The sequence below is a fragment of the Pseudolabrys taiwanensis genome (assembly GCF_003367395.1).
Lineage (GTDB): Bacteria > Pseudomonadota > Alphaproteobacteria > Rhizobiales > Xanthobacteraceae > Pseudolabrys > Pseudolabrys taiwanensis.
In genome coordinates this window covers 899,649-924,604 of record NZ_CP031417.1, presented here as the reverse complement: position 1 = coordinate 924,604, position 24,956 = coordinate 899,649, and the positions used below count along the sequence as shown (strand labels likewise).

Annotated in this window: 23 protein-coding genes and 2 tRNA genes; 9 read left to right on the top strand and 16 right to left on the bottom strand. The window is 64.7% G+C overall.

The window, feature by feature from the left end:
* Positions 1 to 223: 223 nt before the first annotated feature.
* A complete protein-coding gene (locus DW352_RS04420; RefSeq protein WP_162826778.1) occupies positions 224 to 1,423 on the top strand; it encodes an MFS transporter in 1,200 nt (399 codons plus the stop codon).
* Between the two features lie 65 nt (positions 1,424 to 1,488).
* Here the strand turns inward: DW352_RS04420 and DW352_RS04415 are convergent, their stop codons facing one another.
* From DW352_RS04415 to DW352_RS04405, 3 genes are all read right to left on the bottom strand, one after another.
* Complete coding sequence (locus DW352_RS04415) at positions 1,489 to 2,202, bottom strand: PopZ family protein (protein WP_115688880.1); 714 nt, start codon at positions 2,200 to 2,202, stop codon at positions 1,489 to 1,491.
* A gap of 200 nt (positions 2,203 to 2,402) precedes the next feature.
* Positions 2,403 to 3,839 (bottom strand): TolC family outer membrane protein, encoded by a 1,437-nt coding sequence (locus tag DW352_RS04410; RefSeq protein WP_115688878.1) that lies wholly within the window; start codon positions 3,837 to 3,839, stop codon positions 2,403 to 2,405.
* Between the two features lie 178 nt (positions 3,840 to 4,017).
* Positions 4,018 to 4,668 carry a protein-L-isoaspartate O-methyltransferase family protein gene (locus DW352_RS04405; protein ID WP_115688876.1) on the bottom strand — a complete coding sequence of 217 codons (651 nt, stop codon included), beginning with the start codon at positions 4,666 to 4,668 and terminating at the stop codon, positions 4,018 to 4,020.
* A 152-nt stretch (positions 4,669 to 4,820) separates the two neighbouring features.
* Here DW352_RS04405 and DW352_RS04400 point away from each other — a divergent pair.
* From DW352_RS04400 to DW352_RS04385, 4 genes are all read left to right on the top strand, one after another.
* A tRNA-Cys gene (locus tag DW352_RS04400) sits at positions 4,821 to 4,894 on the top strand.
* 186 nt (positions 4,895 to 5,080) lie between these two features.
* Positions 5,081 to 5,155, top strand: a tRNA-Asn gene (locus tag DW352_RS04395).
* A gap of 349 nt (positions 5,156 to 5,504) precedes the next feature.
* Positions 5,505 to 7,097 carry a carboxylesterase/lipase family protein gene (locus DW352_RS04390; RefSeq protein ID WP_162826777.1) on the top strand — a complete coding sequence of 531 codons (1,593 nt, stop codon included), beginning with the start codon at positions 5,505 to 5,507 and terminating at the stop codon, positions 7,095 to 7,097.
* 226 nt (positions 7,098 to 7,323) lie between these two features.
* Positions 7,324 to 8,166 (top strand): DUF3313 domain-containing protein, encoded by an 843-nt coding sequence (locus tag DW352_RS04385; protein WP_245434451.1) that lies wholly within the window; start codon positions 7,324 to 7,326, stop codon positions 8,164 to 8,166.
* 19 nt (positions 8,167 to 8,185) lie between these two features.
* On the opposite strand, the gene DW352_RS04380 is transcribed toward DW352_RS04385, so the two are convergent.
* The 3 genes from DW352_RS04380 to DW352_RS04370 form a co-directional block, all read right to left on the bottom strand.
* Positions 8,186 to 8,422: a hypothetical protein gene (locus DW352_RS04380; RefSeq protein WP_245434318.1), complete on the bottom strand. Its 237-nt coding sequence runs from the start codon at positions 8,420 to 8,422 to the stop codon at positions 8,186 to 8,188.
* A gap of 127 nt (positions 8,423 to 8,549) precedes the next feature.
* The gene (locus DW352_RS04375) at positions 8,550 to 8,837 is read right to left on the bottom strand and encodes a GCG_CRPN prefix-to-repeats domain-containing protein (protein ID WP_115688870.1); all 288 of its coding nucleotides are present in this window, start codon (positions 8,835 to 8,837) and stop codon (positions 8,550 to 8,552) included.
* A gap of 102 nt (positions 8,838 to 8,939) precedes the next feature.
* Entirely contained in the window at positions 8,940 to 9,275 is a 336-nt protein-coding gene (locus tag DW352_RS04370; RefSeq protein ID WP_115694234.1) for a hypothetical protein, read from the bottom strand.
* A 177-nt stretch (positions 9,276 to 9,452) separates the two neighbouring features.
* On the opposite strand from DW352_RS04370, the gene DW352_RS04365 reads away from it, so the two are divergent.
* Together DW352_RS04365 and DW352_RS04360 are read left to right on the top strand one after the other, a co-directional pair.
* A complete protein-coding gene (locus DW352_RS04365; RefSeq protein ID WP_115688868.1) occupies positions 9,453 to 10,163 on the top strand; it encodes a response regulator in 711 nt (236 codons plus the stop codon).
* 11 nt (positions 10,164 to 10,174) lie between these two features.
* Positions 10,175 to 11,515 carry an ATP-binding protein gene (locus DW352_RS04360; protein ID WP_115688866.1) on the top strand — a complete coding sequence of 447 codons (1,341 nt, stop codon included), beginning with the start codon at positions 10,175 to 10,177 and terminating at the stop codon, positions 11,513 to 11,515.
* A gap of 35 nt (positions 11,516 to 11,550) precedes the next feature.
* Here DW352_RS04360 and DW352_RS04355 read toward each other — a convergent pair whose 3' ends face one another.
* Positions 11,551 to 12,273: an OmpW/AlkL family protein gene (locus tag DW352_RS04355; protein ID WP_115688864.1), complete on the bottom strand. Its 723-nt coding sequence runs from the start codon at positions 12,271 to 12,273 to the stop codon at positions 11,551 to 11,553.
* A gap of 142 nt (positions 12,274 to 12,415) precedes the next feature.
* The gene (locus DW352_RS04350; protein ID WP_115688862.1) at positions 12,416 to 13,042 is read right to left on the bottom strand and encodes a helix-turn-helix domain-containing protein; all 627 of its coding nucleotides are present in this window, start codon (positions 13,040 to 13,042) and stop codon (positions 12,416 to 12,418) included.
* A 301-nt stretch (positions 13,043 to 13,343) separates the two neighbouring features.
* Between DW352_RS04350 and DW352_RS04345 the strand changes: the two genes are divergently transcribed.
* Entirely contained in the window at positions 13,344 to 14,678 is a 1,335-nt protein-coding gene (locus DW352_RS04345) for a nicotinate phosphoribosyltransferase (protein ID WP_115688860.1), read from the top strand.
* 112 nt (positions 14,679 to 14,790) lie between these two features.
* On the opposite strand, the gene DW352_RS04340 is transcribed toward DW352_RS04345, so the two are convergent.
* From DW352_RS04340 to DW352_RS04305, 8 genes are all read right to left on the bottom strand, one after another.
* Positions 14,791 to 15,978 carry a M24 family metallopeptidase gene (locus DW352_RS04340; RefSeq protein WP_115688858.1) on the bottom strand — a complete coding sequence of 396 codons (1,188 nt, stop codon included), beginning with the start codon at positions 15,976 to 15,978 and terminating at the stop codon, positions 14,791 to 14,793.
* Positions 15,979 to 16,072: 94 nt separating this feature from the next.
* Positions 16,073 to 17,254 carry a cobalamin-independent methionine synthase II family protein gene (locus DW352_RS04335; RefSeq protein WP_115688856.1) on the bottom strand — a complete coding sequence of 394 codons (1,182 nt, stop codon included), beginning with the start codon at positions 17,252 to 17,254 and terminating at the stop codon, positions 16,073 to 16,075.
* 144 nt (positions 17,255 to 17,398) lie between these two features.
* Positions 17,399 to 18,109 (bottom strand): ABC transporter ATP-binding protein, encoded by a 711-nt coding sequence (locus DW352_RS04330; protein ID WP_115688854.1) that lies wholly within the window; start codon positions 18,107 to 18,109, stop codon positions 17,399 to 17,401.
* Positions 18,102 to 18,875, bottom strand: a complete 774-nt coding sequence (locus tag DW352_RS04325) for an ABC transporter ATP-binding protein (protein WP_115688852.1) — start codon at positions 18,873 to 18,875, stop codon at positions 18,102 to 18,104. The genes DW352_RS04330 and DW352_RS04325 overlap by 8 nt, the downstream gene beginning before the upstream one ends.
* Positions 18,872 to 19,909, bottom strand: a complete 1,038-nt coding sequence (locus DW352_RS04320) for a branched-chain amino acid ABC transporter permease (RefSeq protein WP_210209927.1) — start codon at positions 19,907 to 19,909, stop codon at positions 18,872 to 18,874. Before DW352_RS04320 ends, DW352_RS04325 begins: the two co-directional genes overlap by 4 nt.
* Complete coding sequence (locus DW352_RS04315) at positions 19,902 to 20,768, bottom strand: branched-chain amino acid ABC transporter permease (RefSeq protein WP_342634893.1); 867 nt, start codon at positions 20,766 to 20,768, stop codon at positions 19,902 to 19,904. The genes DW352_RS04320 and DW352_RS04315 overlap by 8 nt, the downstream gene beginning before the upstream one ends.
* 187 nt (positions 20,769 to 20,955) lie before the next feature.
* Positions 20,956 to 22,167, bottom strand: coding sequence for an ABC transporter substrate-binding protein (locus DW352_RS04310; protein WP_115688848.1), 1,212 nt, complete (start codon positions 22,165 to 22,167; stop codon positions 20,956 to 20,958).
* Between the two features lie 196 nt (positions 22,168 to 22,363).
* A complete protein-coding gene (locus tag DW352_RS04305) occupies positions 22,364 to 23,599 on the bottom strand; it encodes a GGDEF domain-containing protein (RefSeq protein WP_115688846.1) in 1,236 nt (411 codons plus the stop codon).
* A 315-nt stretch (positions 23,600 to 23,914) separates the two neighbouring features.
* Here DW352_RS04305 and DW352_RS04300 point away from each other — a divergent pair, with 315 nt between their 5' ends.
* Entirely contained in the window at positions 23,915 to 24,949 is a 1,035-nt protein-coding gene (locus tag DW352_RS04300) for a cysteine synthase A (RefSeq protein WP_115688844.1), read from the top strand.
* Positions 24,950 to 24,956: the final 7 nt, after the last annotated feature.

Genomic DNA, 24,956 nt, shown 5'->3' with positions numbered 1-24,956 from the left:
CTCTGCAACCCACTCCGCTCATTCCCGCGCAAGCGGGAATCCAGCATCAAGATCGCAACGCTGCGGAATTTCTGCCCTGGGTCCCCGCGCAAACCAGCAATAGCTGACTTGCGCAGTTAATGTGGCAGACATCGGGTATACCCGATGTCTGCGCGCGAGAACCAGCGGTTGAAATCCCGGTTTGGCGGGCTACAAAGCCCGCGACGATGAAAAGAGTCAACTTGTGCCGGAAACCACCTCCCGCGGTAGCGCCACCAGCGCCATCTTGCTGCTCGCCATCGCCGCCTTTGCCGCCCAGGCCATGGTGCGCGTCACCGATTCCCTGCTGCCGCAGATCGCCGCCGATCTGAACGTCACCGTCGGCGCCACCTCGATCATCGTCACGCTGTATCTGCTGGCGCACGGCTCGGCGCAGCTCGTCGCCGGCCCGGTCAGCGACCGCTTCGGCAAGTACCGCTGCACGGCGATCGCCGCCACCTTCGCGACCATCATGGTTCTCGCCTGCGGCCTCGCCTCCTCGCTGCCCATGCTCGTCGCGGCGCGTCTCGGCAGCGGCCTCGCCACCGGCTGGATCATCCCGCTCGCGCTCGCCTTCGTCGGCGACGTCATTCCCTACGAACGACGCCAGCAAGTCATTGGTTCGTTTCTGTCCGGACAGATCGGCGGCCAGTTGTTCGGTCAGGCGGCCGGCGGCGTGCTCGGCGATCTTTTCGGATGGCGCAATGTCTTCTTCCTGCTCGCCGCCATGCTCGCGGTGGCGACCGTCGGCCTCTATGTCGAGCTCTGGCGCAACCCGCTGACCCGCGAGAAGTCGCATGACTCGCGTCGACAGGGCTTCATCGCCAGCTACGCGACCGTACTGCGCTCGCCTTGGGCCCGCGTCGTGATCGTGATGGGCTTCATCGAGTTCGGCATGATGTTCGGCGCCTTCACCTTCGTCGGCGCCGACTTGCATCTGCGCTTCGGTGTGAGCTTCACATTGGTCGGCTTGTCCGTCGGCTTCTTCGCTGTCGGCGGCCTCATGTACAGCTTCTTCGTGCGCTCGCTGGTCAGCCGGCTCGGACAAGCGGGATTGGCCACCGGCGGCGGCGCGCTGGCGGCTGTCGCTTTCGCGGCGCTGGCTGTCATGCCCACCCCCTGGGTCGCGCCATTCGCCACGGTCGCGATCGGCTTCGGCTTCTACATGTTGCACAACACCTTGCAGACCAACGCGACGCAGATGACGCCGGAAGCGCGGGGCACCGCGCTCGGCGCATTCTCATCGGCGCTCTATCTTGGACAGACGGCCGGCGTCGCCGCGGGAGCCGTCGTGTTCGACCGTCACGGCGCGGTGCCAGTGTTCGCGAGCGCATCCATCGCGCTGCTCGCGCTCGGTCTGTGGTGCGGCCATCGCATCAAGCAACGGCAGGCGCTGCCGGCCTGAGCCGGCCGACCGCGAGAAGCCGGACCTGTCCGGCTTCCGCCTCAATGGATTGTCGTGAGAGCCGCTTAGCGACCGCGCGAGACGCGCTCGATCTCGGCGCGCACGATCCGTTCGACGAGGCCCGGCAGGTTGTCGTCAAGCCACGACTTCAACAGCGGCCGCAGCATCTCCTTGACGAGATCCTCAAGGGTACGGGCGTTGCTGCCGAGCACCGTATGCGCGAGCGAATTGAACGCGTTGTCGACCGCGGCGACGGTCGCATTTGAAATGAGGCCCTGGTCATAGACCGGCGGCGTCGCCACGCGCGGCGGCTCGGGCGTGCGCATCGGCTGCGGCTCGGCAGCGCGGTCGCTGAACACCACGTCCGACGCACCGTCGATGGTCCGGAAGCTCGGCGACGCAGGCTGCGGCGACGCGAGCGCCTGTGCCATCGCCTCGGTCAGGTCGAGAACGTCCGCGGCCGGCCGCGTCGGCTGCGGCGCGGGTGCCGGCTGCATAACGGGCCGCGGCGCGACTTTCGGCGGCGCATCGAGATCCGCAAGCATTGCGTCGATGTCTTCCTGCTTGTTCGCCGCAGGTGGCGCGGACGGCGCACGCGGGGCCGGCGGCGCAGGTGTCGGGCGCGGCGGCACAGCCTGAACGGGCGGCGGCGGCGGCGCCATCTTCGGCGGCTCCGGCGGCTTGGGATTCTTGCTCGCGTCGTCGTCGGCAATGATGCGCCGGATGGAGGCCAGAATCTCCTCCATCGATGGCTCTTGTGCCTTCGCCGGTTGCGTCATTCCTGAGTTTCCCGAACGCAAATTTTGCTGAATGCAAGCCAGTCTCGCGCGCCGACGCGAGAAGCCTGACAGGCCTCAAAGCGAATCGTCGCCACTACCCTTTTATACGCCAGACGCAGCTGACTTGGGCAGACGAACCAGCGATTTCGTTGCAAGAATTGTGGACATAAGGCGGCCGTGTGACGGCCGCCTTATGTCGCTTAACGTCCGTCGGGCGTGCGCACGCCGGCCCAGCTGTCACGCACCTGCTCGTAATGGACCTGCGCCTGATACACAGGCACGCGCAGGCCGAGCACTTCCGGCACCAGTTTGCCGACAGCCGACAGCAACGTGTAGGACGCGACCACGCGGTCGCGCTGCGCCGTGACAAGCGACACGCGCGCGTTGACCAGCGTCTGCTGCGCCGTCAACACGTCGAACGTGGTGCGCTGACCGACGCGCGCTTCTTCGCGCACGCCGTTGAGCGCGATCTCGGAGGCCTGCACCGAAGCTTGAGTCGCTTCGATGTTCGCCTTCGCCGCCTCGAGCTGACCCCAAGCGGCTAGAATGCTCTGCCGCACCGAATCGCGCGTCGTGTCGAGATCGAGCCGGCGCTGACCGAGCGTCTCCTTCGCCTGACGAATCGCCGAATACTCGGCGCCGCCTTGATAGATCGGCACGCTGAGCGTGCCGAGCACCGACGCGTTGTAACTCTCCATGATCGAGAGAGATTGCTGGCTCAGCCAATTTTTCTGGAACGAACCCTGCACCGACAAGGTCGGATAGAGGGCGCCCTCCGCGACCTTCACGGCCTGTAGCGCGACATCGACGTTGTATTGCGCGGCCGCGATGGACGGATGGCTGCCCGTGCCGAGCGAAACCGCCTGATCGACGGTGCCCGGTGAGAAGCGATCGACGGGCGTACCGGCCGATAGCTTGTTAGGCTGAACGCCGATGACCTGGCGATAAGTCGCGACCGAAGCCGTGTAGTTCGCCTGTGCGACCAGCACCTGCGAGCGGCCGGTAGCGAGGCTCGATTCAGCCTGCGCGACGTCGGTTCGCGTCACCTCACCGACATTGAAGCGGTCACGCGTCTGCCGCAGTTGCTCCTGCAGCACTTCGACGTTGCGCTTCTGCAGATCGAGAATGGCGCCGTCACGCAGCACGTTCATGTAGGCCGTGACGGCGTTCAGCAGCACAGTCTGCGTGCTCGCATACAATGTGGCGCGCGCAGACAGCACCTGCGCCTCGGCTTGGCGCGTGCGGTTAGCCGTCTGGAACCCGTTGAATATCGTCTGGGTGATCGTCGCGCCGACCGACACCGGCGAATTGTAGCCGCTCAGTGTCGCATAGGTGGACGGCAGATTCGGCGAGACGGTCGAAGGTGACTTGCTCGTCGACGAACTCGACTGTTCGCCGCCGGCCGCCGTGACGGTGATACGGGGCCGATAGCCGGCGAGCGCCTGTGGCACGTTTTCGTCCGTGGCACGTACGCCCGCTCGCTGTGAATTGAGACTCGGATTGTTCTGGTACGCAAGAATGAGGGCCGAATCGAGCGTCTCCGCCAGGGCCGGAACCGTCGAGAGCGGAGCTAGCGCGCACATTAGCGCAGTCCCCGCAACACCCCCCATCCACAAGCTACGATTAAGGAACGCCATGCAATACCTAACCTTGCACGCAATCGCCCCGATCGATTGCATTGCGCCATATCAAAGTGCTGGAACAATAGGCGGCCGGACGGTGCGTTGAAACCCCTAGCCGCCGATCCGCCCACAGAAAGCCGACCCGCTGGGACTTTTCGGCCACGTTTGGAACTAGATCAGGCCGACCCTTGGCTCAAAAGGCGAATTCCGTGGCCTTGGCAAATCCGGGCAGCAGAGGCGCTGCAGCGTCGAAGAGCGAACGGTACCCGATCTCATCGCCGCTACGGCGGTAAATGACCGCTTTGGCGTCGGGGCCGGAGCCTAGGACGAATACGAGTCGTCCGCCGTCCTTGAGCTGCCGGCAAAGCGCTTCCGGCGCCACGTCGGCCGAGCCCTCTAGCAAAATCACGTCATAAGGCGCGCCCTGGGCCCAGCCTTGGGCCAGCGGACCGGTCACGACTTTGACATTCGCTTGCGAGCCGAGCGCCGCGCGCGCGGTCTCGGCGAATCCAGCGTCATCCTCGAGCGCCACGACCTCAGGCACGAATCGCGCGAGAATCGCCGCCGCGTAGCCCGTGGCGCAACCGACGTCGAGCACCCGGTCGGCAGCGCCGATTTCGGCGGCCTGCAGAAGCTTGCTCAAGACCATGGGCCGAAGCAGGCAGCGGCCACCCCGCCCCAGCGGTAGATCGAGGTCGAGATAGGCCAGACCGGCCGCCGATGCCGGGACGAATCGCTCCCGCGGCACGTCCTGCATCGCCTGCAGAATGCGCAGATCGGTCACATCCGAAGTCCGAACCTGGCCATCGACCATATGACGGCGCGCCGTGGAGAAATCGGTCATCTGCGTTCTCGAGCCGGTTAACGATGCGCGACTTTTCTGGGGCAAGGTCTTGGAAAAGGCAAGAGAAGTAGCGTTGTGGAGCCGCGCTGTCTCCTATATAGGCTGAGGACGAAGGGGAGCGGCCGCCCGCGACGGCGAACGCATCTTTTCGGGGCCACGTGGCGGAGTGGTGACGCAGCGGACTGCAAATCCGTGCACGCCGGTTCGATTCCGGCCGTGGCCTCCAACCCTCACCCATCTCGTATGGGCTGGGGTTGGTGGGCCAGCCTTCTTCCGTGGAATCTGCCTCGCCAAACGACTTGCGCCCGCGGGAATTCCTCCCAAATTTTCAGTGCGGGCAGGTTGTCATCCGGGCTTTGCAAAGTGGATGAGCTTTGTTATTAGGCGCCACCGAAACGGCGCAAGCGCCTGTTCCCGAGTAGCTCAGCGGTAGAGCATTCGACTGTTAATCGAATGGTCGCTGGTTCGATCCCAGCCTCGGGAGCCATTTCCTTTCAAACCGACAGACACCGACCGCTCCTTAGAGTCCGTTTCCCCCGATACCTTGCCGCGTGCCGCCTCGAGAGCCGCGCCGCAGCCCTAGGACGCGGGAGCCGTCATCCACGGTGAAAGCGCTTGCGGCTGCCGCCGCCAGCGCGCCGCACGGCTCTCGCCGACTTCCGCTTCGCCCTCCCACCCTGATCGTTGCTTTGAGCTTCAGCCGAACCGCCCGCGCCGCCCTCCCCGGCACGGATGAAGCCGCGCGCTCGCCTGCGTCACCCACTTGGTGCGGACCGTCGGATTGTAATACAGTATGACGAGACCGCTTCGTCATAAGAAAGCCGGGAGGAAACAGCGTGCCGAAATCAATCGTCTTGCGCGGCATGAGAGCTGCCGCCGCCGTCCTTGCGTTGGCCACGGGCGCCGCCCTTAGCAACGCCTCCACTCAGCAAGCCCCGGTGATCCGCGTGGAGAACGGTGCGCTGCGCGGCAAGGTCGTCAACGACGGCGGACAGTTTCTGGGCATCCCCTTCGCCGCGCCGCCGGTCGGCAAGCTGCGCTGGATGCCTCCCGCCGAAGCCGAGCCTTGGACGGGCGTTCGCGACGCGTCGAAGTTCGCGAACCACTGCGCTCAGATGGACCGCGGCATCTTCACTATGCCGAGCGACACGGAGGACTGTCTCTACTTGAACGTCTTCACGCCCAAGGCCGACGTGACGGCCGGGGCGAAGCTGCCCGTCATGGTCTGGTTTTACGGCGGCGGTCTCTTCAGCGGCGAGAGCGACGACTACGACGGAAGCAAGCTCGCAAAGCGCGGCAATGTCATCGTCGTCACCTTCAACTATCGCGTCGGCGCGCTCGGTTTCCTTTCGCACCCGGCCATCAACGCGGAAGGTCATCCCTACGCGAATTACGGGATCATGGACCAGCAGGCGGCGCTTCGCTGGGTCAACCGGAACATCGCGGCATTCGGCGGCGACGCGGGAAACGTCACCCTCTTCGGCCAATCCGGCGGCGGCACCAGCGTGATGGCGAATTTAGCTTCGCCTACCGCAAAGGGGCTATTTCATCGCGTCATCAATCAAAGCGGAACGCGCATCAAGATCACCTCGCCCGAAACGGCGCTGCACGCCGGCGAAGAATTCGCCAAGAAGGCGGGCTGCGAAAATCAGACCGCCGACTGCCTGCGGAAGCTCTCGGTCGCGGACGTGATCAAGTTTCAAGACCCGATCCTGAAATACGTTACCGAGTATCCTTCCGTGGATGGGACGATCATCACCCAGCCGGCGGTCACCTCATACGAGTCCGGCAACTTCAACCGCGTCCCCATCATGACCGGGCTTGTCCAGGACGAGCAGTCTTTCTTCATGAGCGAGGTCAGAGGCGGCAAACCGATGACCGCAGACGGCTACGCCAAATATGTCCTCACCTACGGTTCAGGGAATAAGGCTGCAATCGAAGCCGCCTATCCGCTCGATAAATACGCGAGCCCCAGTCTCGCTGTCATCGGTATCGCTCAGGGAGCCAAAGTCAGCACGGCGCGCATGCTCGCGCGGGAATGGTCCAAATATGTGCCGGTCTATGTCTATGAGTTCCGCGACCGCACCGTTCCCTCTTATTACCCGCCGATGAGCTTCCCGATGCGGGCCTATCACACGGCCGAGCTGCTCTATCTCTTCCCCGGCTTTCGGGGCGCACGGGGCTCAGAACAAACGCTCGATGCTGAACAGAACAAGCTGTCCGATCTGATGATCGACTATTGGACGTCGTTTGCCCGCACCGGCACGCCGAGCGCCCCCGTCGACGGCAAATACGTCGAAGCCGCGTGGTCGAAATATTCGGCCGACAAAGACAACGCTCAGTATCTCGATCTAAAAGGAGCTCACCAAAAGACGGGATATGGCGCGGATTATCACGCCGATCTTTGGGACACGACGTCCGTGCATTGAGGCGCACCGCCAAATTCAAAGCGAGTGGATCCGACGGGCTTCCGATATTCGACGTCCCCAGTGCGTGGATAGCGACGCAAACACGCCACAAATCAGCCACGAGGTATTATTCTATGTACCCGTAGAATACGGGAGACGGCGTTTGCAGAATATCAGGATTGCCAGATCGGCTGCTCGACGGCGCCGTCTTGCTTCAGGCGTCGCCTCCGAACCCTCGACGGCGCGTTTGCGTTGGTCGGCAGCGATATTGCTCAGCGCTCTTGTAGGAGGCTGCGCGAGCGCGCCACTGGATCGCGCCGGATCGCTCCAATCCTATGACGACCTGAAGCCGTCGGACGGCATACTCACCCGCTCTCTTTTGAAGGTGAATAAGGACGACTTGCTGGCGGCCAAGACCGTCAGAATCATTCCGACCTCATTTTCCGACCCAGCCGGCGCAACGCCCTTCACGCCGCACCAGCGCAGCCTCGTGACGAATGCCGTCGACAGATCGCTGTGCACGGGGTTGAGCGAGCGTTTTCAGGTGGTCAGCGCATGGGCGCCGGCGGATCTGACCGTTCACGCGGTCGTCACCCATATCAAAGCGACCGATCCCGTCGCTGCCGGCCTGTCCAAAGGCGCCTCGGTGGCGAAATCCGTCGTTCTTCCCGGCGTGCCCGTTCCGGTCCCGCGTATCCCGATCGGTTTGGGAAGTCTGTCGCTCGAAGCCGAAGCGCGCAATCCTGAAGGGCAGCAGAAAGCGGCTATGATCTGGGGCCGCGGCGCCAATGCATTTCTCGGTACGGGACGGGTCTCCGAGGAAGGAGATGCCTATGGCCTTGCCGCGGAGTTCGGCGCCGACTTCAGCAAGCTCATGGTGACTGGAGAGACGCCCTTCGGCGGGCTGCCATCGGCGCCCTCCTTTGAGCGGATCGGCATGTTGCTTGGTGGCGCGCCCAAATATCCGGCTTGCGCAGCCTTCGGCAGGCATCCCGGCGTTGCCGGCCTGATCGGAGAAGGCATCGGCCTGCCACCGGACTGGACCGACAAAGGCGCCACCGACCAGCGCCCGACCGCGACGTCCCACTAATCGCTAACGCGGCAAACGCTTATTTGCCGGGCGCATTCCGCGCGGCAACCAAGGCGCTTCGGCATCCTTCGGAAAGCTGATCGCGCTTTTCGAGCATGCATTGCTTGATGCGTCCGCCGCCTGGCATCACACCCGCGCAGAGCGCATACACGTCGGCTTTACAGGCCTGCCGCACCCGCGCATTCGGCTCGGCGCCGGATTGCGCCTGCGCCGCGCCGCCGGTCATGATTGCCATGACCAGCGCGCTCAGCAGCATGATGCGGATCCGCCGGGTCAAATGCCCGGCATGGATTGTCGATGCCGCCCGCACCGCAAGGTTTCGTTGCATGTCATTCTCTCTCAGGGATGGGATGGTTCGGTGAATGCCAGCCGGTGCGCTCGCATCACCGCGCGCAGACGCGGCGAGGTCCCCACGCGGTCTCGACCCACCAACAACGGCCGGGATACGGTGGCGGCGCATAGCCAACATAGGGGCCGTACACATAGGGTCTGCCGTTCGGGTGGCAGACGCCCCACGGTCCGCGATGCCAGCCGACACCGCAGCCGTTGCGCACCTGAATAACGACAGCATCCGCGCTTTGCGGTTGCGCCGCCGCGGGGAACGCCTGCGCGGCGGAAACGGAGAACATGGTGCTGGCGGCAATGGCGACGCCGCAAAAGAGTTTGCGCATGGATGGCCTCTCATTCGATGGTCGAAGGGAAGGATGCGGCGCGCCGGACCGAAGCATTGGGGGCGAAGGATCGGTCCGGCGGCCGCGTGGAGCCGCTACGGATCAGTAGCGGGAGTAGCGGGCCCAATAGGGATAGGTCGCGACCGAGCCGCTGCGCGTGACGCTGTTGCCGTTTGGCCCGGTCGTCGTGCGCGAATAGCTATAGCGATACGGTCCCGTGCGGCTGACGCTGCCGGAGCGCGAGACCGTGTTGCCGTACGGCCCCGTGACGGAACGAGTGCGCGAACAGGTGCCGCCGGCACAGCCACCCGACGCACTGCCGGTGTAGGTTCCCCGCGCGGTCGTGACCGTGCCGCTGCGGGTCCAGGCATCGGCCTGGGAAACCGCACCGACACTGATCAGCACGGCGAGCGAAGCGGATATCGTCTTGAGCTTCATCGGCTCCTCCTTCGTGGTGTGCCGCGCAAGCCGCAGCAACATCGTTGGAGGAGACTTTCGCGGCCGCCCTTTGCTGACGGATTTCAGGCTCGCGGGGATTTGTAACGTTTTGTTGCAGGAATGCCGCCCCGGCGCGTGCGGTTGCCCGCACCCGCCGGCGCCTTACAGTGCCGCCGCATGTCCGAACGCACCATCATGATTGTCGAGGACGATCGCGATATCCGCTCGCTGCTCGCTGATTTCCTCGCGCGCGAAGGCTACATCACGGTGTGCGCCGAGGACGCCCCCGCGATGGACCGCGCGCTCGCCAAGATGCGGCCCGACCTGATCGTGCTCGATCTGATGCTGCCCGGCGAGGACGGGCTGTCGATTTGCCGCCGCCTGCGCGCGCAAGGCGGCACGCCCATCCTGATGCTCACCGCCAAAGCCGACGATGTGGATCGTATCGTCGGGCTCGAAATCGGTGCCGACGACTATCTGCCGAAGCCGTTCAATCCGCGCGAACTGCTCGCGCGCATCCGCGCTGTGTTGCGCCGGACCGAGGGCGAGCCGACGCCATCCAACGCACGTCGCTTGGCATTCGGCGCCCTGGTGGCCGACCTCGACGCCCGCAGCGTCACGAACGCGGACGCAAGCGCGGTCGATCTCACGTCGGCGGAATTCGATCTTCTGGCCTGCTTCCTGCAACGGCCTAAGCGGGTCCTCTCGCGCGATCTCCTGCTCGATTGGACGCGAGGCCGCACCGCCGACCCCTTCGATCGCACGATCGACGTATCGATCAGCCGGCTGCGCAAGAAGCTGACCGCCGCCGATCCGGATGCGGCCAACTCGATCAAGACGGTGCGCAACGGCGGCTATCTGTTCGTCGTCAACGTGCGGCCGGTCTGAGCGAGCATCCCATGGGCCGTATCCGGATCGCGAGCCGTCTGGCGCTCATCGTGGTCGGAGCCATCGTGCTGGCGCAGCTGCTGCTGGCCGCCACCTATTTCATCGAGAGCCGCGAGGGCGGCGCGCCGCGGATCGAACCGCTGATTCAGCAGACCGCGGCATTGGCGCTGCTGCTCGACCGCCTGCCGGAAGCCGAGCGGCCGCTGGCCCTGCGCGCGGCCAGCGGCTTCGGTTTCAATCCCAGCATTCGTACCGACCGTCCTGAGGAACGACACGCCGCGATCTTACGCAAGGCGGAGGATCGCCTGCGCAACCTCCTCGGCGCGCAGAACGACGACCGCTATGTCGCGCTGTCGCTCATCAGCAATGAGCGCCGCGGCAGCCAGCCGGTGACGCGTCTGCGCTATCTCATAGGCGCCCAGATTCACGGCGTCGTCGCCCTCACCTCCGGCGGCTATCTCGCGATCGAAGCCCGCGGCGGTCTGACCTTGCGGCTCCTCGGCATTCCGATCGGCCTGCTCGCCGGCATCTTGGGCTTCGTCGTCGCCTTGGCCGCGCTGATCGCTGTGCGCCGCGAAACCAAGCCCCTCTCCAACCTTGCGACGGCCGTCGAACGATTCGGTTCGGCGATCGAACCGCAGCCGGTCACCGAGCACGGCGCGCCCGACGTCCGCGCGCTCATCCGCGCCGTCAACGCCATGCAGGTGCGTATCGCCGAGCTCGTCCGCAGTCGCACGTTGGTGCTCGGCGCCATCAGCCACGATCTGCGCACCTATGTGACGCGGTTACGCCTACGGCTCGAGTTGATGCCGGAGAGCGAACAGCGTCAGAAGGTGACCGCCGACCTCGACGCCATGCAGGCGCTCATGGACGACGCGCTTGCCTTCGCGCGGGCGTCGTTCAACGGCGGCCCGGAAGAGACGATAGACCTCGCACGGATCGTCAAAGCCGAATGCGATACGCGCGCCGCGCAAGGGCTGCCGATCTCATTTGAGGCCCCCGCTCGGCCTCTGCCGGTGCGCGGCTCGCCGGCGGGTGTTGCGCGGCTCACCGCCAACCTCATCGACAACGCGCTTGCCTATGGGCACTCCGCCGACGTCTCCCTGCACGAGGGCAAGGACACAGTCGAATTGTGGGTCGAAGATCGCGGCCCGGGTATCCCGCCGCGCGAACGCACGCGGGTGTTCGAGCCGTTCTACCGGCTCGAGACATCGCGCAATCGCGAGCGCGGCGGCGCCGGACTCGGCCTCACCATCGTCCGGCAGATCGTCGAAAATCAGCATGGCACGGTGGCGATCGACGACCGCCCCGGCGGCGGCCTGCGGCTGCGCGTAACGCTGCCGCGGGCTTAAACCGTCGGGGCGGTTCGGCCCCCACCGATGACCGCTTAGAACTTGTACGTCACGCCCGCGCCGATCAGCCACGGATCGAGGTTCACCTTGCCCGTGAGCGGGCCGACATTGCTGTCGCCGTCCCAGCTCGGCCGCAGCCACAGCTTCTTGACGTCGACGTTGAAGCCCCAGTGCTTGTCGATCATGTAGTCGAAACCGATCTGCAACGCAGGCGCCCAGGCGTTGTGCAGATGGCTGCGCGTGATGATCACGCCTGCCCCGTTCGGCGTGTTGCCGGCCGACTGGCTGTAGAACCACGTGTAGTTCACGCCGGCGCCGATATAGGGCTTGAAGGCGCCGAAATCGGTGAAGTGATATTGCAGCGTCAGGGTCGGCGGCAGCAGCCACGCCTTACCGACGTCGAGGCCGTTGGTCGCCGCGACACCGGTGCCCGTCACATGATGCCGCGTAGTGCCGAGAATCAGTTCGGCGGCGATGTTCTTGGTGAAGAAGTAGGTGATATCGAGTTCGGGCACGATGGCGTCGCTGGTCGACAGACCGGAGCCCGGCACCTGATCCACGGAGCCGGAATTGCGCGTCACGACGCCGAGCGCACGCAAGCGGATCATCCACGGATTGAACGGCTCGATGACCGGTGCCTTGTAGACCGGCTTCGGCGCAGCCACATCCGCCGCTTCAGCCGCCACCGTCGTCAACGCAACCGCGCCGAATGCCGCCGCGGCAATCAACGACCGCAGCACGCTCCTCATTTTCTTCATTAAACGCCCCTGTCCAATGTGCGCCGCGCAACGAACGCTGCCAGCCCGCGCAACAAAACGACGCGCTGGCGTCAATAAACTTGACGCAGGTCAAATTCGGACGGTGGGACACAGCTTGTTGCGTGCGAGCAACAGTCGGGCGTCAGTTGAGCAGACGCGGCGGCGAGCCCGTATCGCCGCCCGCGTCGGCGATGGCGCGCAAGGCGGCGCGATCGACCAGTCGAACACCACGGCGCCCACGCAACGTAATGAAGCCGAGGCGCTTGAACCCGGTGAAGACACGCGACACCGTTTCCAGGCTAAGCCCGAGATAATCGGCGATATCGGCGCGCGACATCGGCAATGACAGCGTACCGAATCCGTCGCTCGGCAGGGACCGGCCCGCGACGCTGAGGAGAAAGGCCGCCACGCTGCCATCGGCACCGCGCTGACCGACGCTCACCGCCTGCTCCTGGGTGCGCGCGAGATCGCTGGCGACCGCCTCGTAAAGCCTGAGCATGAACCGGGAATTCAGGGCTGCCGCGGCGTGAAATACAACGGTCTGGAAACTGCGCAGCTCGGTCGCTCCGATGGACTCGGCGCAGCAGCGATAGCGCTGTTCGGAGCCGAGCGCGATGAACTCGCCCGGCAACTTGAAGCCGACCACCTGGCGACGGCCGTTGCGCAGCATCCTGTAGAGGCAAACCGCGCCGGCCTTTACCAGGTAGACGTGAGTCTGGGCGTCGCCTTCCATGAACAGCTGCTGGCGCGCCCGCAGCACCCGGCGCATGCAGCAAACCCGGCGACTGTGCTCGCTGCAGTCCACCTTTCCGCAAGGCGGCGGGTTATCCGTTCCGACGTTCTGGATGCAGGGAGGTAGGTCGTCCACGATCGTTCACCGGCAATTTAACTAAGACCTGACGCCAGCCGCGACGGCGAGGCATTGATCTTTGTCATGAAACGGCCATCAAAAGCCAGCTCCGCGGTGGATGGGAAACGTTAATCGCGCCCCGCTAACCGTCGTCCGCATCGCTCCCCGAGCGCGACAAGCTTGCTATAGTGCCGCGCTATTGTCCTTCGTGAGACCCGCAATGATCAGTCCCCTCCTCACCGACCTCTACGAACTCAACATGGTCCAGGCCTATCTGGATCGCGGCGAGGACAAGGAAGCCGTGTTCGAGTTCTTCGTGCGGCGGCTGCCGCCCCGGCGCGGCTTTCTGCTGGCCGCCGGGCTGGAGGAGGCGCTGACCTATCTCGAGACCCTCGCCTATTCGGCGCAGGACATCGACTGGCTCAAGCACACCGGCCGCTTCCACGACAACCTGCTCGACTATCTGAAGGCCTTCCGTTTCACGGGCGACGTCGACGCCATTCCCGAAGGCACCGTATGCTTTCCGGGCGAACCGCTGTTGCGGATCACCGCGCCGCTGCCGATGGCGCAACTCATCGAGACGCGCATCATCAACCTGATGCACTTCAACACGCTGATCGCCTCGAAGGCGGCGCGCATGGTCTTGGCCGCGCCGGGCAAGATCCTGTCCGATTTCGGCTTGCGCAGCGCCCACGGCGCCGAGGCCGGATTGTTCTCGGCGCGGGCGAGCTACATCGCCGGCTTCTCCAGCGCGGCGAACGTGCTCGCCGGCGTGCGCTACGGCATACCGGTGGCCGGCACCATGGCGCATTCCTACATCCAGGTGCACACCGACGAGGCGCAGGCCTTCGAAGACTTTGCACGCACGCGTCCGAACGGCGTCATTCTGCTGATCGACACCTACGACACCGAGCAAGGCGCGCGTAAGGTCGTCGACCTCGCGCCCAAACTCAAAGCCGACGGCATCTCCATCTTCGGCGTGCGTATCGACTCCGGCGACCTCATCGCTCATGCGCGCAAGGTGCGAAAGATCCTCGACGACGGCGGCCTGAAGGATGTCATCATCCTGGTCAGCGGCGGCATCAACGAGGACGTACTTCTTCAGATGAAGGCGGAGAACGCGCCGATCGACGGCTTCGGCATCGGCGTCAATCTCGACTCCTCGATCGACGCGCCCTCGCTCGATTGCGCCTACAAGCTCCAGGAATATGCCGGCATCCCGCGCCGCAAACGCTCGGAGGGCAAGGCGACATGGCCCGGGCGCAAGCAGGTGTGGCGCGCTTACGATCTCGATGGCCGCATGGCCGGTGACGTGCTGTCGGTCGAAACCGACAAGCATCCGGGCGAAACATTGATCGTGCCGGTGATGCGCGGCGGCCGGCGCCTCGCGCCGGCGCCAAGCTTGGATGAGATCCGCGCCCGCGCCGCGCGCGATCTCGCGCGATTGCCGGAGCCGCTGCGGCGTCTGGAGCAAGGCGTGACCTACCCGGTGCAGGTCGCGGACGCCTTGGTGAAGCTTGCCGACGAGGCGGATCGGCACACGGCGGGGAAGTAGTTTTCTGTCGTCCCCGCGAAGGCGGGGACCCATACGCTGTGCTCTCTCGATACGCCTCGGCGTATGGGTCCCGGGCCTTCCTCGCTAACGCTCGGTCGCCCGGGACGACAGACTACGGGCCCGCCCTATTCCAGCCGCGCGCGCCTTCGCCATAGACCTCGTGGCCCGCGTCGGTGACGACGACGGTGTCCTCGAGCTTGATGAAGCCGCGCGTCGGATGCATCAGCGTCGTCTCGACCGACACGACCATGCCCGCTTCCAACGGCTCGTCGGCGTAATCGCCGGGATACGGCACCGGCCCATGGCTGGTGAGCCGCGGCGCCTCGTGGCTGACGAGCCCCATGCCGTGCGCCAGGAAGTCGAGATGGTTGTGATGCGGCGAGCGCGCGCAGAGGGGCTCGCCGGCGGCGTAGATCTCCTTGCCAAGCGTGCCGGCGCGGATCGGCTTCATTGCCGCGCGCTGGATGGTTTCGATCTCGGCAAGCAGATCTTGCAACTCGGCATCCGGCTCGCCTTGGATCGCCATGCGGCAGACGTCGCCGATATAGCCCTGATAGTTGCCGCCGGAGTCGATCGACATGATGTCGCCCTTCTCCCAGCGCTGCTCGGACGGCGCGCGGTTGAAGCTCGTGCCGGCGGTGATGAGGCAGTACTCGAACGTCAGGCCGCGGTTGGTTTCCTCGCGGCGCAAGGCTTCGACCACGTCGGCTTTGGTCGTGCCGGGCGTCGATGACGCGATCACCGCCTTCATCGACTCGATGACCGCCTCCGAGGCAATCTTGATCAGTTCGAGTTCGCGTGCCGACTTCTTGGCGCGCTGGCGCTCGAGCACGTAGAGCGCATCGACCCATTCTGCGTCGGGAAATGCCGAGCGCAGCACGTTGGCGGCATCGTATGGCAGGAAGCCATACTCGGCCGCGATGCGTTTAGGCGCGATGCCCGCCTTGCGCATGTAGTCGACCGCCTTCTGCATGGCGTCGACCGAGCCGGCGCTCGCCGTCTGCGTCTCCGGCGTCCACATCGGCTTCACCTCACGCTGGAACTTCTCCAGGCGATGGCCGATATAGGCGGCCTTTTCCGGCCGTCCCTTGGGATAAACGAGCACCGGCAGATAGCGCGTGATGCCGGTCGCATCCATGTAATCGAAGAAATCCGCCCGGTGCCCGCCGAGCAGATACTGCACATTGTGTTTGGAGGTCGCGATCACGACGTCGATCCCGGCCGCCTCCATGAGGCGGTCGAGCCGGGCGTGATCGAAGGGGATGGCGAGGCCGTTTGACGCGGACGCGTTGACGTTCATGGGCGCTGGCTCCCTGGTGACGGCGGGGTCGTTGCATCGCCCCGCCTGTCAATTCCTGGAAGCCTAGCGCCGTTCCTGGGCCCTGTGAACGCCCTTACGCCGCAGCCTTGGCCCAGAGTTCCTTGCTGGCGATCCGCGCGCCTTCGGCCAGCGCCTCGAGCTTCGCCCACATGATCTGCGGATGCACACGGCGATAGAACGGGCCCTGTGCGAAGCCGCAGTCGGTGCCGGCGATGACGTTCTCGCGGCCGACCAGATTGGCCAGGCGCACGATGCGCTCGGCCACCAGTTCCGGATGCTCGACCACGTTGGTGGCGTGGCTGATGACGCCTGGGATCAGAACCTGACCCGGCGCCAGCTTGGCGTTCCGCCACACCTGCCATTCGTGCTCGTGGCGCGGATTGGCGCCCTCGATCACATAGGCGCCGACCTTGATCTTCAGAATGAGGTCGACCACGTCCTTGAGCGGCACGTCGCTGGTGTGCGGGCCCGGCCACGAGCCCCAGCACACGTGATAGCGGATGCGATCGGCCGGCAGGCCCTCGATGGCGTGGTTGATGATGTCGACCTGCCGCGCCAGCCACTTACGGTAATCCTCGAACGAGGCCGGCGGCACCATGCGGTCGTAGGTGACCGCGAGCCGCGCGTCGTCGAGTTGCACCAGGAAGCCGGCATCGATGATCTGCCGGTATTCGTCGCGCATCGCTGCGGCAATCGCCGTCTGCAGTTCCTCGTCGTTCTTGTAATACTCGTTCTTGCGGTCCGGGATGACGCTCGCCGGCGCAGCGACCGGCATGAAGGCGTCTTCGACCTTCACGTTCTTGAGCGCCGCCTTGAAGTTGTCGATGTCGGTCTGCAGCTCGGCGTGGCCGGTATATTTGATCGGCCCGACGCAGATTGCCTCCATCGTCGTCGAGACGGCTTCCTTGGCGTCCAGCTCTTCATAGAACGCGGCGAACTTGGTGCGGTCGGCGCCGCGCTTGAACGGGTTCGCCCCTTCGGACTTGATCGGCCGCCGCTCGAAACCGGACAAGCGCGTCAGCGCATATTGCGCCCACGAGATCGATTTGCCGAACTCGCCGTCGCTCGGCACGTCGATGCCGGCCTCGGCCTGATGCCGCACCACCTCGGCCACGCTGTCGGCGAGACACTTCTTGTAGCCCGCCTCGTCGTACGGCTTGCCGGACTGCTTGGCGCGGATGAAAACCTGCAAGTCGTCCGGACGGATCAGACTGCCGACATGGGTGGTGAGGATGCGATCTGTGCTGTGTTTCATCGGACGTTCCCTCGGTTATTCCGCTGCCCGCTATGCCCCCGCCGTGCGTTAAACGCAATGAGGGAAAACGTGGAAACTTTGGGCGCCCGCCCACTCAGGGACGTCGATCCGTCCTCCTGAGGTGCGAGCGGAGCAGGCGCTCGGCTACGCTTTCGCGACACCGATGAGCTGCTCCAGCTTGGCGGGATCGTTGCGCAGGGTCTCGCTGGCGCCGTCGTAGATGACGTGCCCTCGGTCCATCACGATCGCGCGCGGCGAGAGCGACAGCGCCAGGCGCGAGTTCTGTTCGACCACGATCGTGGTCAGGCCGCCGTCCTGCGTCAGCCGCTTGATGGCACGCGCCAACTCCTCGACGATCACCGGCGCGAGGCCTTCGGAAGGCTCGTCCATCAGCACGACGCTCGGATTGCCGATCAGCGCGCGCCCGATCGCCAGCATCTGCTGCTCGCCGCCGGACAGTTGATTGCCCATGTTGGTGATGCGCTCGGACAGCCGCGGGAACAACTCGAAAACCGTCTTGACCGTCCAGCGCCCGGGGCGCGCCGCCACTTCGAGATTTTCCCGCACCGTCAGCGACGGAAAAATCTCGCGCTCCTGCGGCACATAACCGAGGCCCGCGGCGACACGCCGATAGGTGGCGAGGCGCGAGATGTCCTTGCCCTGCAGCACAATGCGGCCGCCGTGCAGCGTCGTATGACCCATGATGGTCGCGAGCAGCGTCGACTTGCCGACGCCGTTGCGGCCGATGACCGAGAGCGTCTCGCCCGGTGCGATCTTGAGCCGGATATCCTCCAGCACCACCGTCTCGCCGTAGCCGGCGCGAACATTGTCGAGTTCGAGCGCGGACTCAGCCATGCGCCGCCCCCGCAACCTTATGGCCTTCCTCACCCAGATAAACCGCCCGCACCTGCTCGTCGGCCATGATCTGCTGCGGCGTGCCGTGCGTGAAGACCGCGCCCTGCACCAGCACGGTGATCTCCTTGGCGAAACGGAACACCACGTCCATGTCGTGCTCGATGATCAGCACGGCGATGTCGGGATCGAGCGCGGCGACGACGTCGAGGATCAGATGGCTCTCGGAGGACGGCACACCGGCCGCCGGCTCGTCGAGCAGCAGCACGCGCGGCTTCTGCGCGAGCGCGATGGCGATCTCGACCAGACGCTGGCGGCCATAGGGCAGCTCGCGCACCAGCCGCAGCGCGTCATCGACGAGGCGCAGGGATTCGAGATGGTCCAGCGCCTCCTCGATGATCGACGGCTTGGCGCCGGCGGCACGCCACAGATTGTTGCACTCCCCGTCCCGCTCGCCGATCGTCATCGTCAGGTTTTCGAGCACGGTCAGGCCGCGGAACAGCTGATTGATCTGGAAGGTGCGCGCGAGCCCGCGCCGCGCGCGCGCGGCCTGGCTCGTCTGGGTGACGTCGTCACCGTTGAGCAGCACGCGGCCGGATTGCGGCCGCAGCACGCCGGTGATGAGATTGACGAGCGTCGTCTTGCCGGCGCCGTTCGGCCCAATCAGGGCGTGACGCGCGCCGCGCTCGAGCGTCAGATCGACGTCTCGGGTGACGGCCAACGCGCCAAAGGAGCGATTGAGCTTTTCGACCTGGAGAGCGGCGGTCATGCGTTGCCTCCCCGGCGGAACAACTTGATCGCGTCCTCCAAGAGACCGAGCAAACCGCGGCGCGCGAACAATACGGTGAGCACGAGCAGGAGGCCGATGCCGAACTGCCAGAAGGTCGGGCTGAGCTTCGACAGATTGTCCTCCAGCACCAGATACACGGCGGCGCCGATGAAGGCGCCATAGAGCCGCCCGGTGCCGCCGAGGATCAGCATCACCATCACCTTGGCCGAGTTGTCGAAGTCGAACACGCCGAGCGTCGTATAGGCCGTCGATTGTGCGAACAGCGCGCCCGCCATGCCGGCAAGGCCGGCGGCGAGCGTATAGGCGGTGACGAGACGCCGGTGCACCGGCGAGCCGATGGCGTGCATGCGCCGCACGTTCTCGCGAATGCCAGTCAGCGCCGCGCCGTACGGCGAATAAACGATCCGCCGGACGACGTACCAGACGATAAACAGGAGAACGCCGACATAGACGTAATAGGTGCGCCCATAGAGGTCGTTTTCGAAGACCCCGAACAGCTTCCAGATCTCCATGCCCGGCACGCCGTCATAGCCGCCCGTGATGTCCGAGCGGTAGTTGCCGGCCTCCTGCACCAGGATGGCGGCGGCCAGCGTCAGCATCAGCAACGTCAGACCGCGATAGCGCAGCAGGAACCAGCCCGACACGAGGCCCGCGGCCGCCGACAGCACGATCGCCAGCAGCATCGCCGAAATCGGCTCGCCCCAGTTCCAGCGCGCCGTCAGCAGCGCCACCGTGTAAGCGCCGATACCGAAGAACAGCGCATGGCCGAGCGTGACGATGCCGGCATAGCCCAGGATCAGATCGAGCGAGAGCGCGAACATGATGCCGATCAGCACCTGCGTGCCGAAGGTCAGCCGGTCGGGGAAGACGAAATAGGCCGCGATGATCAGGAGCCACGGCAGCGCTTCCCACCAGCGCAGGTAATGGCGTTTGACGACAAAATCGGCGGCGCGGATGCGCGCCGCGGTGGTCGAAGCGTCACGAACCGGCGCGGCCGTCTGGATATCACTCACGGCCATAGAGTCCCGCTGGCTTGATCAGGAGAACGAGCACCGTCAGCACGTAGATGAAGAAGCCGCCGGCATCCGAGTAAAGATATTTGCCGCCGATATCGAACACGCCGAGCAGGATCGACGCGATCAATGTGCCTTTCAGGCTGCCGAGGCCGCCCACGGAGACGATGATCAGGAAGAATACGAGATAAAGCACCGCGAAGCTCGGCGTCAGACCGAAGGTCTGAATGGCGAGGCCGCCGCCGAAGGCCGCGAGCCCCGAGCCGAGCGCGAAGGTCAGCGTGAACAGACGATCGACATTGATGCCGACCGACTGCGCCATGCGGCGGTTATCCACCGCGGCACGGATCTTGGCGCCGATATTGGTGCGCTCGAAGCCGTACCACAGCAGTGCGATCAGCACCGCGCCGACGACAATGGTGAAAGCGCGATAGGTCGGCACCGTGCGCACGCCGATGTCGATCTGCCCCGTCAGGAACGACGGCAGCGGCACGGTGAGCGGCGACGGGCCGTAGAAATAGGTGTAGCTGGCGATCGCCATGAAGGCCAAGCCGATGGTCAGCAGCACCTGGTCGAGCTCGGTCGCCTTGTAGAGCCTCGAATACAAGAGGCGCTCGAATGGGATGCTGGCGACGCCGACCACCACCGCGGCAATCAGCAAGGACGGCAGAAACGGCACACCCCAACTGCGTGTCAGCGTGACGACGAGATAGCCGCCCGCCATGGCGAAAGCGCCATGCGCCAGATTGACGAAGCCCATGAGGCCCATGGTGATCGACAGGCCGACCGAGATGATGAACAGCACCATCGCGTAGGCGAGCCCGTCGAACAAAATACTGACGATCGCACTGGCGGACACGGCGTTTCTCTAGTCCCCTCGCATGTTCCGCCGCGCCGAGCGGCGCGGCCTTCCCTCAAATGCACACGTCCTGCGGTCCCTCTGTCGAGGGGTACGCCACGGTGTCTTTCTGACGCCTTGATAAAAGATGCCGCCGCGCTTGGCTAGCGCGGCGGCATCTGTTGGTGCCGATGGACCGTAAAGGGGCTTACTTGCCCTGCCCGCAACGGCCGACCTTGAGCTCCTTGCACTCGTCCTTGACGCCCTTGATGCTGCCGAGGACCTTGGTGCCGAGCTTGCCGTCGGGCTTCTTGATGACTTCAAGCGCCCACTCGTCGTTGACGACGTCGCGGGTTTCCGGATCGATCGAAACCTTGCCGCGCGGACCGTCGGTGGACCAGCCCTTGAGCGCGGCCATCACCTTTTCCGGATCGTCGAGATTGCCGTCGAGCTTCTTGATCACGGCGAAGGTCGCGGCCATCGCGTCCCAGGCCGCGGCTGACATGAAGTCCGGATTGGAGTTGGCGCCATAGGCTTCATGCCAAGCCTTCACGAACTCCTTGTTCGGCGCGTTGTCGAGATCGGCGGCGTAGTTGCTCATGACGATGGTGCCGATCGCGGCATCACCCATATCCTGCAACTTCGTGTCCGGCACGACGTCCTTCGGGCCGATCAGCTTGATGCCGGCCTGCTTGAGGCCGACTTCGCCATAGGCCTTCACCACCGCCGAGGCGTGGCTGCCCGACGGAATGAAGACATAGAAGCAGTCCGGCTTCTTGTCCTTCACGCGCTGGAAGAACGGCGTCATGTCCGGCACCTGCGCCGGATTGCCCATCGGGATCGCGTCGATGACCTGACCGCCGGCCTTCTCGAAGCCGGTCTTGAAGGCTTCGGTCGAGTCCTTGCCCGGCGGGAAATCGGTGTAGCCCATCGCCGCGGTCTTACACTTGAGATCCTTCGCCGCGTAGGTGCCCATCGGATAGCCGTCGTGCCACATGCTGAAGGACACGCGCGCAATGTACGGCGACAGATTGGTAATCCAGGCCGTGCCGGCGTTCGAAATCAGAAGCGGCACCTTGGCCTGCGTGATGACGGGCGCCATGGCGATCGCCGACGGCGAGAACACCACGCCGACGATCATCTTCACCTTATCGTTGGTGATGAGCTCGGTCGCCACCGTCTTGGCGGCGGCGCCCGACGGCGGGCCTTCATCGCGCTTGATGACTTCGATCGTGTGCGGCGCAATATCCTTGGCGTGGAGCTTCAGATAAAGATCCATGCCCTTGATGTTGGCGTCGCCGAGATCGGCGTTCACGCCGGAAAACGGCAACATGATGCCAATTTTTACGTTGGCCGCCTGAGCACCGGTGCTCAGCGCCAAGCCGAGCGCGGCCGTGCCGAGCCATTTGAACGGCTGCATCGTATCCTCCTCCCTCACGTCGATTCGTGATTAGTTTGGAATCCCACTAATCGGTTGGGCCGACATTGCGGAACCTTCGCGCTAAACTGGCCCAATTCGCCGACCAAGGTCAATCGCGATCAAAGTCGCGGTCCACCATGCGGTCGGCTCGTGCGGCGCTGCAGCATATGTGTTCGAAAGGTGGGAAACAGCGGCGTTAAGCCGCGGACTTGGTCGCGAGGCCAGCCGCGCCGACCGAGGTCCGCGCGTCCTCGCTGCCACGCGCGACGAAGGCTTCCAGCGACGCAACCTCGACGCGATTCCGGCCGTTCTCTTTGGCGAAATAGAGCGCCTGATCGGCCTGCGCCAGATGCTCGGGAACGTCGAGCGCCGCCTCCTGACAGACCACGACGCCGATCGACACCGTCGCGCAGACCGGGCGGCCATCGACTTCCTGTGCCGCCTGCGCAAAACGTTCACGCAAACGTTCCGCCGTGGCCACCGCCTCGTCGCAGGAAACGCCGTACATGATCGCGGCGAACTCCTCACCGCCGAGACGCCCGATCAGGTCCGACACCCGGAAGGACTGCCGTGCCGCCTCGGTGAAAACCTCGAGGACGCGGTCGCCCAGGGCGTGACCGAAGCGGTCATTGATCGACTTGAAGTTATCGAGGTCGATGAGCAGCACGGCCGTCGGGCGCGGCTTGGCGAGATGACGCTTGGTAAGCTCTTCGGCTTCCTGCAGGAAGGCGCGGCGGTTGGCGATGCCGGTGAGCGGGTCGACCATGGCCGCGGTCCGGTGACGCAGTTCGGTGCGCTCCTTCGCCATCGCCAGCAGGATGAAGGCAACGGAAATCGTGAACAGCAGCGCCTCGAAGGACAGCACGGTCAGCCACACGCTGCCATACATGCTGGCGTCGGACGGCGACCATGGCAGCATCGCCACCAGCGGCGTGCGCAGCAGATACAGCGCGCCATGCGCGAACAGCATGAAGATCGCCGGCCAGCGCGAACCGAGTTGCTCGCTGCGGCCGCGCCAGAACTCATAGGCGGTGAGCCAGGTGTAGGTCGTGATGATGCCGGATGCGACCAAGGCGCGGGTGTTGATCGCGTCGGACAATACCGGCAAGCGGCATACCAGGAGCCACACGACGGCGCCTGTGACCAGATAGACCGGCTCCACCGGACGGCCGTCGAACACGCGGGCGCCGGTCCAGGTCACGGCGAAGGCCGTGAAGAGAAGCGCATTGGCGAGGTCGATGGTAATAAGATCGGGTACCGTTCCGTACATGCCGAACAGCATGACCGACGCGGCGCGGATCAGATGCGCAAAGCCCCACCAGCAGACGGCGTGAATCGCGGTGTTCTGGGCCCAGGCAAAAAGCAGCAGCAGGCCAAGAATGGCCTCGACGTAGATCGTCACGACAAACAAGGTGTTGACGTCGAGACTCATCGGCCTGAGGCGCCCATGTCAAAACGGGGCTTTCAATGCGCTTGGTATCCCCCGAAGCATCCACATACGCCTGCCGGTGTAAGAAGTCGTGAATGCGTATGCAGGGGCGAAATGAATGCCGGGACATGGTTTCAAGTGTCTTTCCCGGACGGCGACAATTGTTGGCGGGCAGCCGGCCCTCCCTCTTGCACCTTCGGCGCAAGAGGCTGAGATATCAGGATGAACGGACGCGATGCGGCGCAGAAGCCGGCCTTGTGACACCGGCGACGGTCCACTAGGTTCGCCTAAGAAATTACCAGTACGCCGGGACCGGGTATGACATTTCGCGACGGCCTTGTGGACGCCATCGGCCACACCCCCTTGATCAAGCTTCAGTACGCGTCCGAGCTGACGGGCTGCACCATCCTCGGCAAGGCCGAGTTCATGAACCCGGGCGGTTCGGTGAAGGACCGCGCCGGTAAGCAGATGATCCTGGAAGCCGAAGCGCGGGGCGAGCTCGAGCCCGGAGGCCTGGTCGTGGAGTCGACCGCCGGCAATACCGGCATCGGTCTCGCGATCGTGGCGAATGCGCGCGGCTACCGCACCATCATCGTCATCCCCGAAACGCAGAGCCAGGAGAAGAAGGACTTCCTGCGGCTATGCGGTGCCGAATTGGTCGAGGTGCCGGCGCTCGCTTATTCGAACCCCAACAACTATCAGCATGTCGGACGGCGCCTCGCGGAAGAACTGAAGAAGACGGAGAAGCACGGCGTCATCTTCGCCGACCAGTGGAACAACCTCGACAACAGCAAGGCGCATTACGTATCGACCGGCCCCGAGATCTGGGCCGACACCGACGGAAAGGTCGATGGCTTCATCTGTTCGGTCGGCAGCGGCGGCACCCTGGCCGGCGTCTCGCGCTATCTCAAGGAAAAGAACCCGAAGATCGTGACCGGCGTCGCCGATCCCCGCGGCGCCGCGATGTACAATCTGTTCGCGCACGGCAAGGCGGAGGCAAGCGAAGGCGGCTCGATCACCGAAGGCATCGGTCTCGGCCGCGTCACAGCCATTGTCGAGCAGATGATCGTCGATAAGGCTTATCTCATTCCCGACGAGGAAGCCGTGCCGCTGATCTTCGATCTGCTCGCGCACGAGGGCCTGTGCCTTGGCGGATCGACCGGCGTCAATGTCGCCGGCGCCATCAGGCTCGCCAAGGAGCTCGGTCCCGGCCACACCATCGTGACCATCCTCGCCGACGGCGGCGCGCGCTATCAATCCAAGCTGTTCAATCCGGACTTCCTGCGCGCCAAGAACCTGCCCGTGCCGACGTGGCTCGAGCGCCAATCGAACATCAAGCCGCCTTTCGTCTGACAGCGAG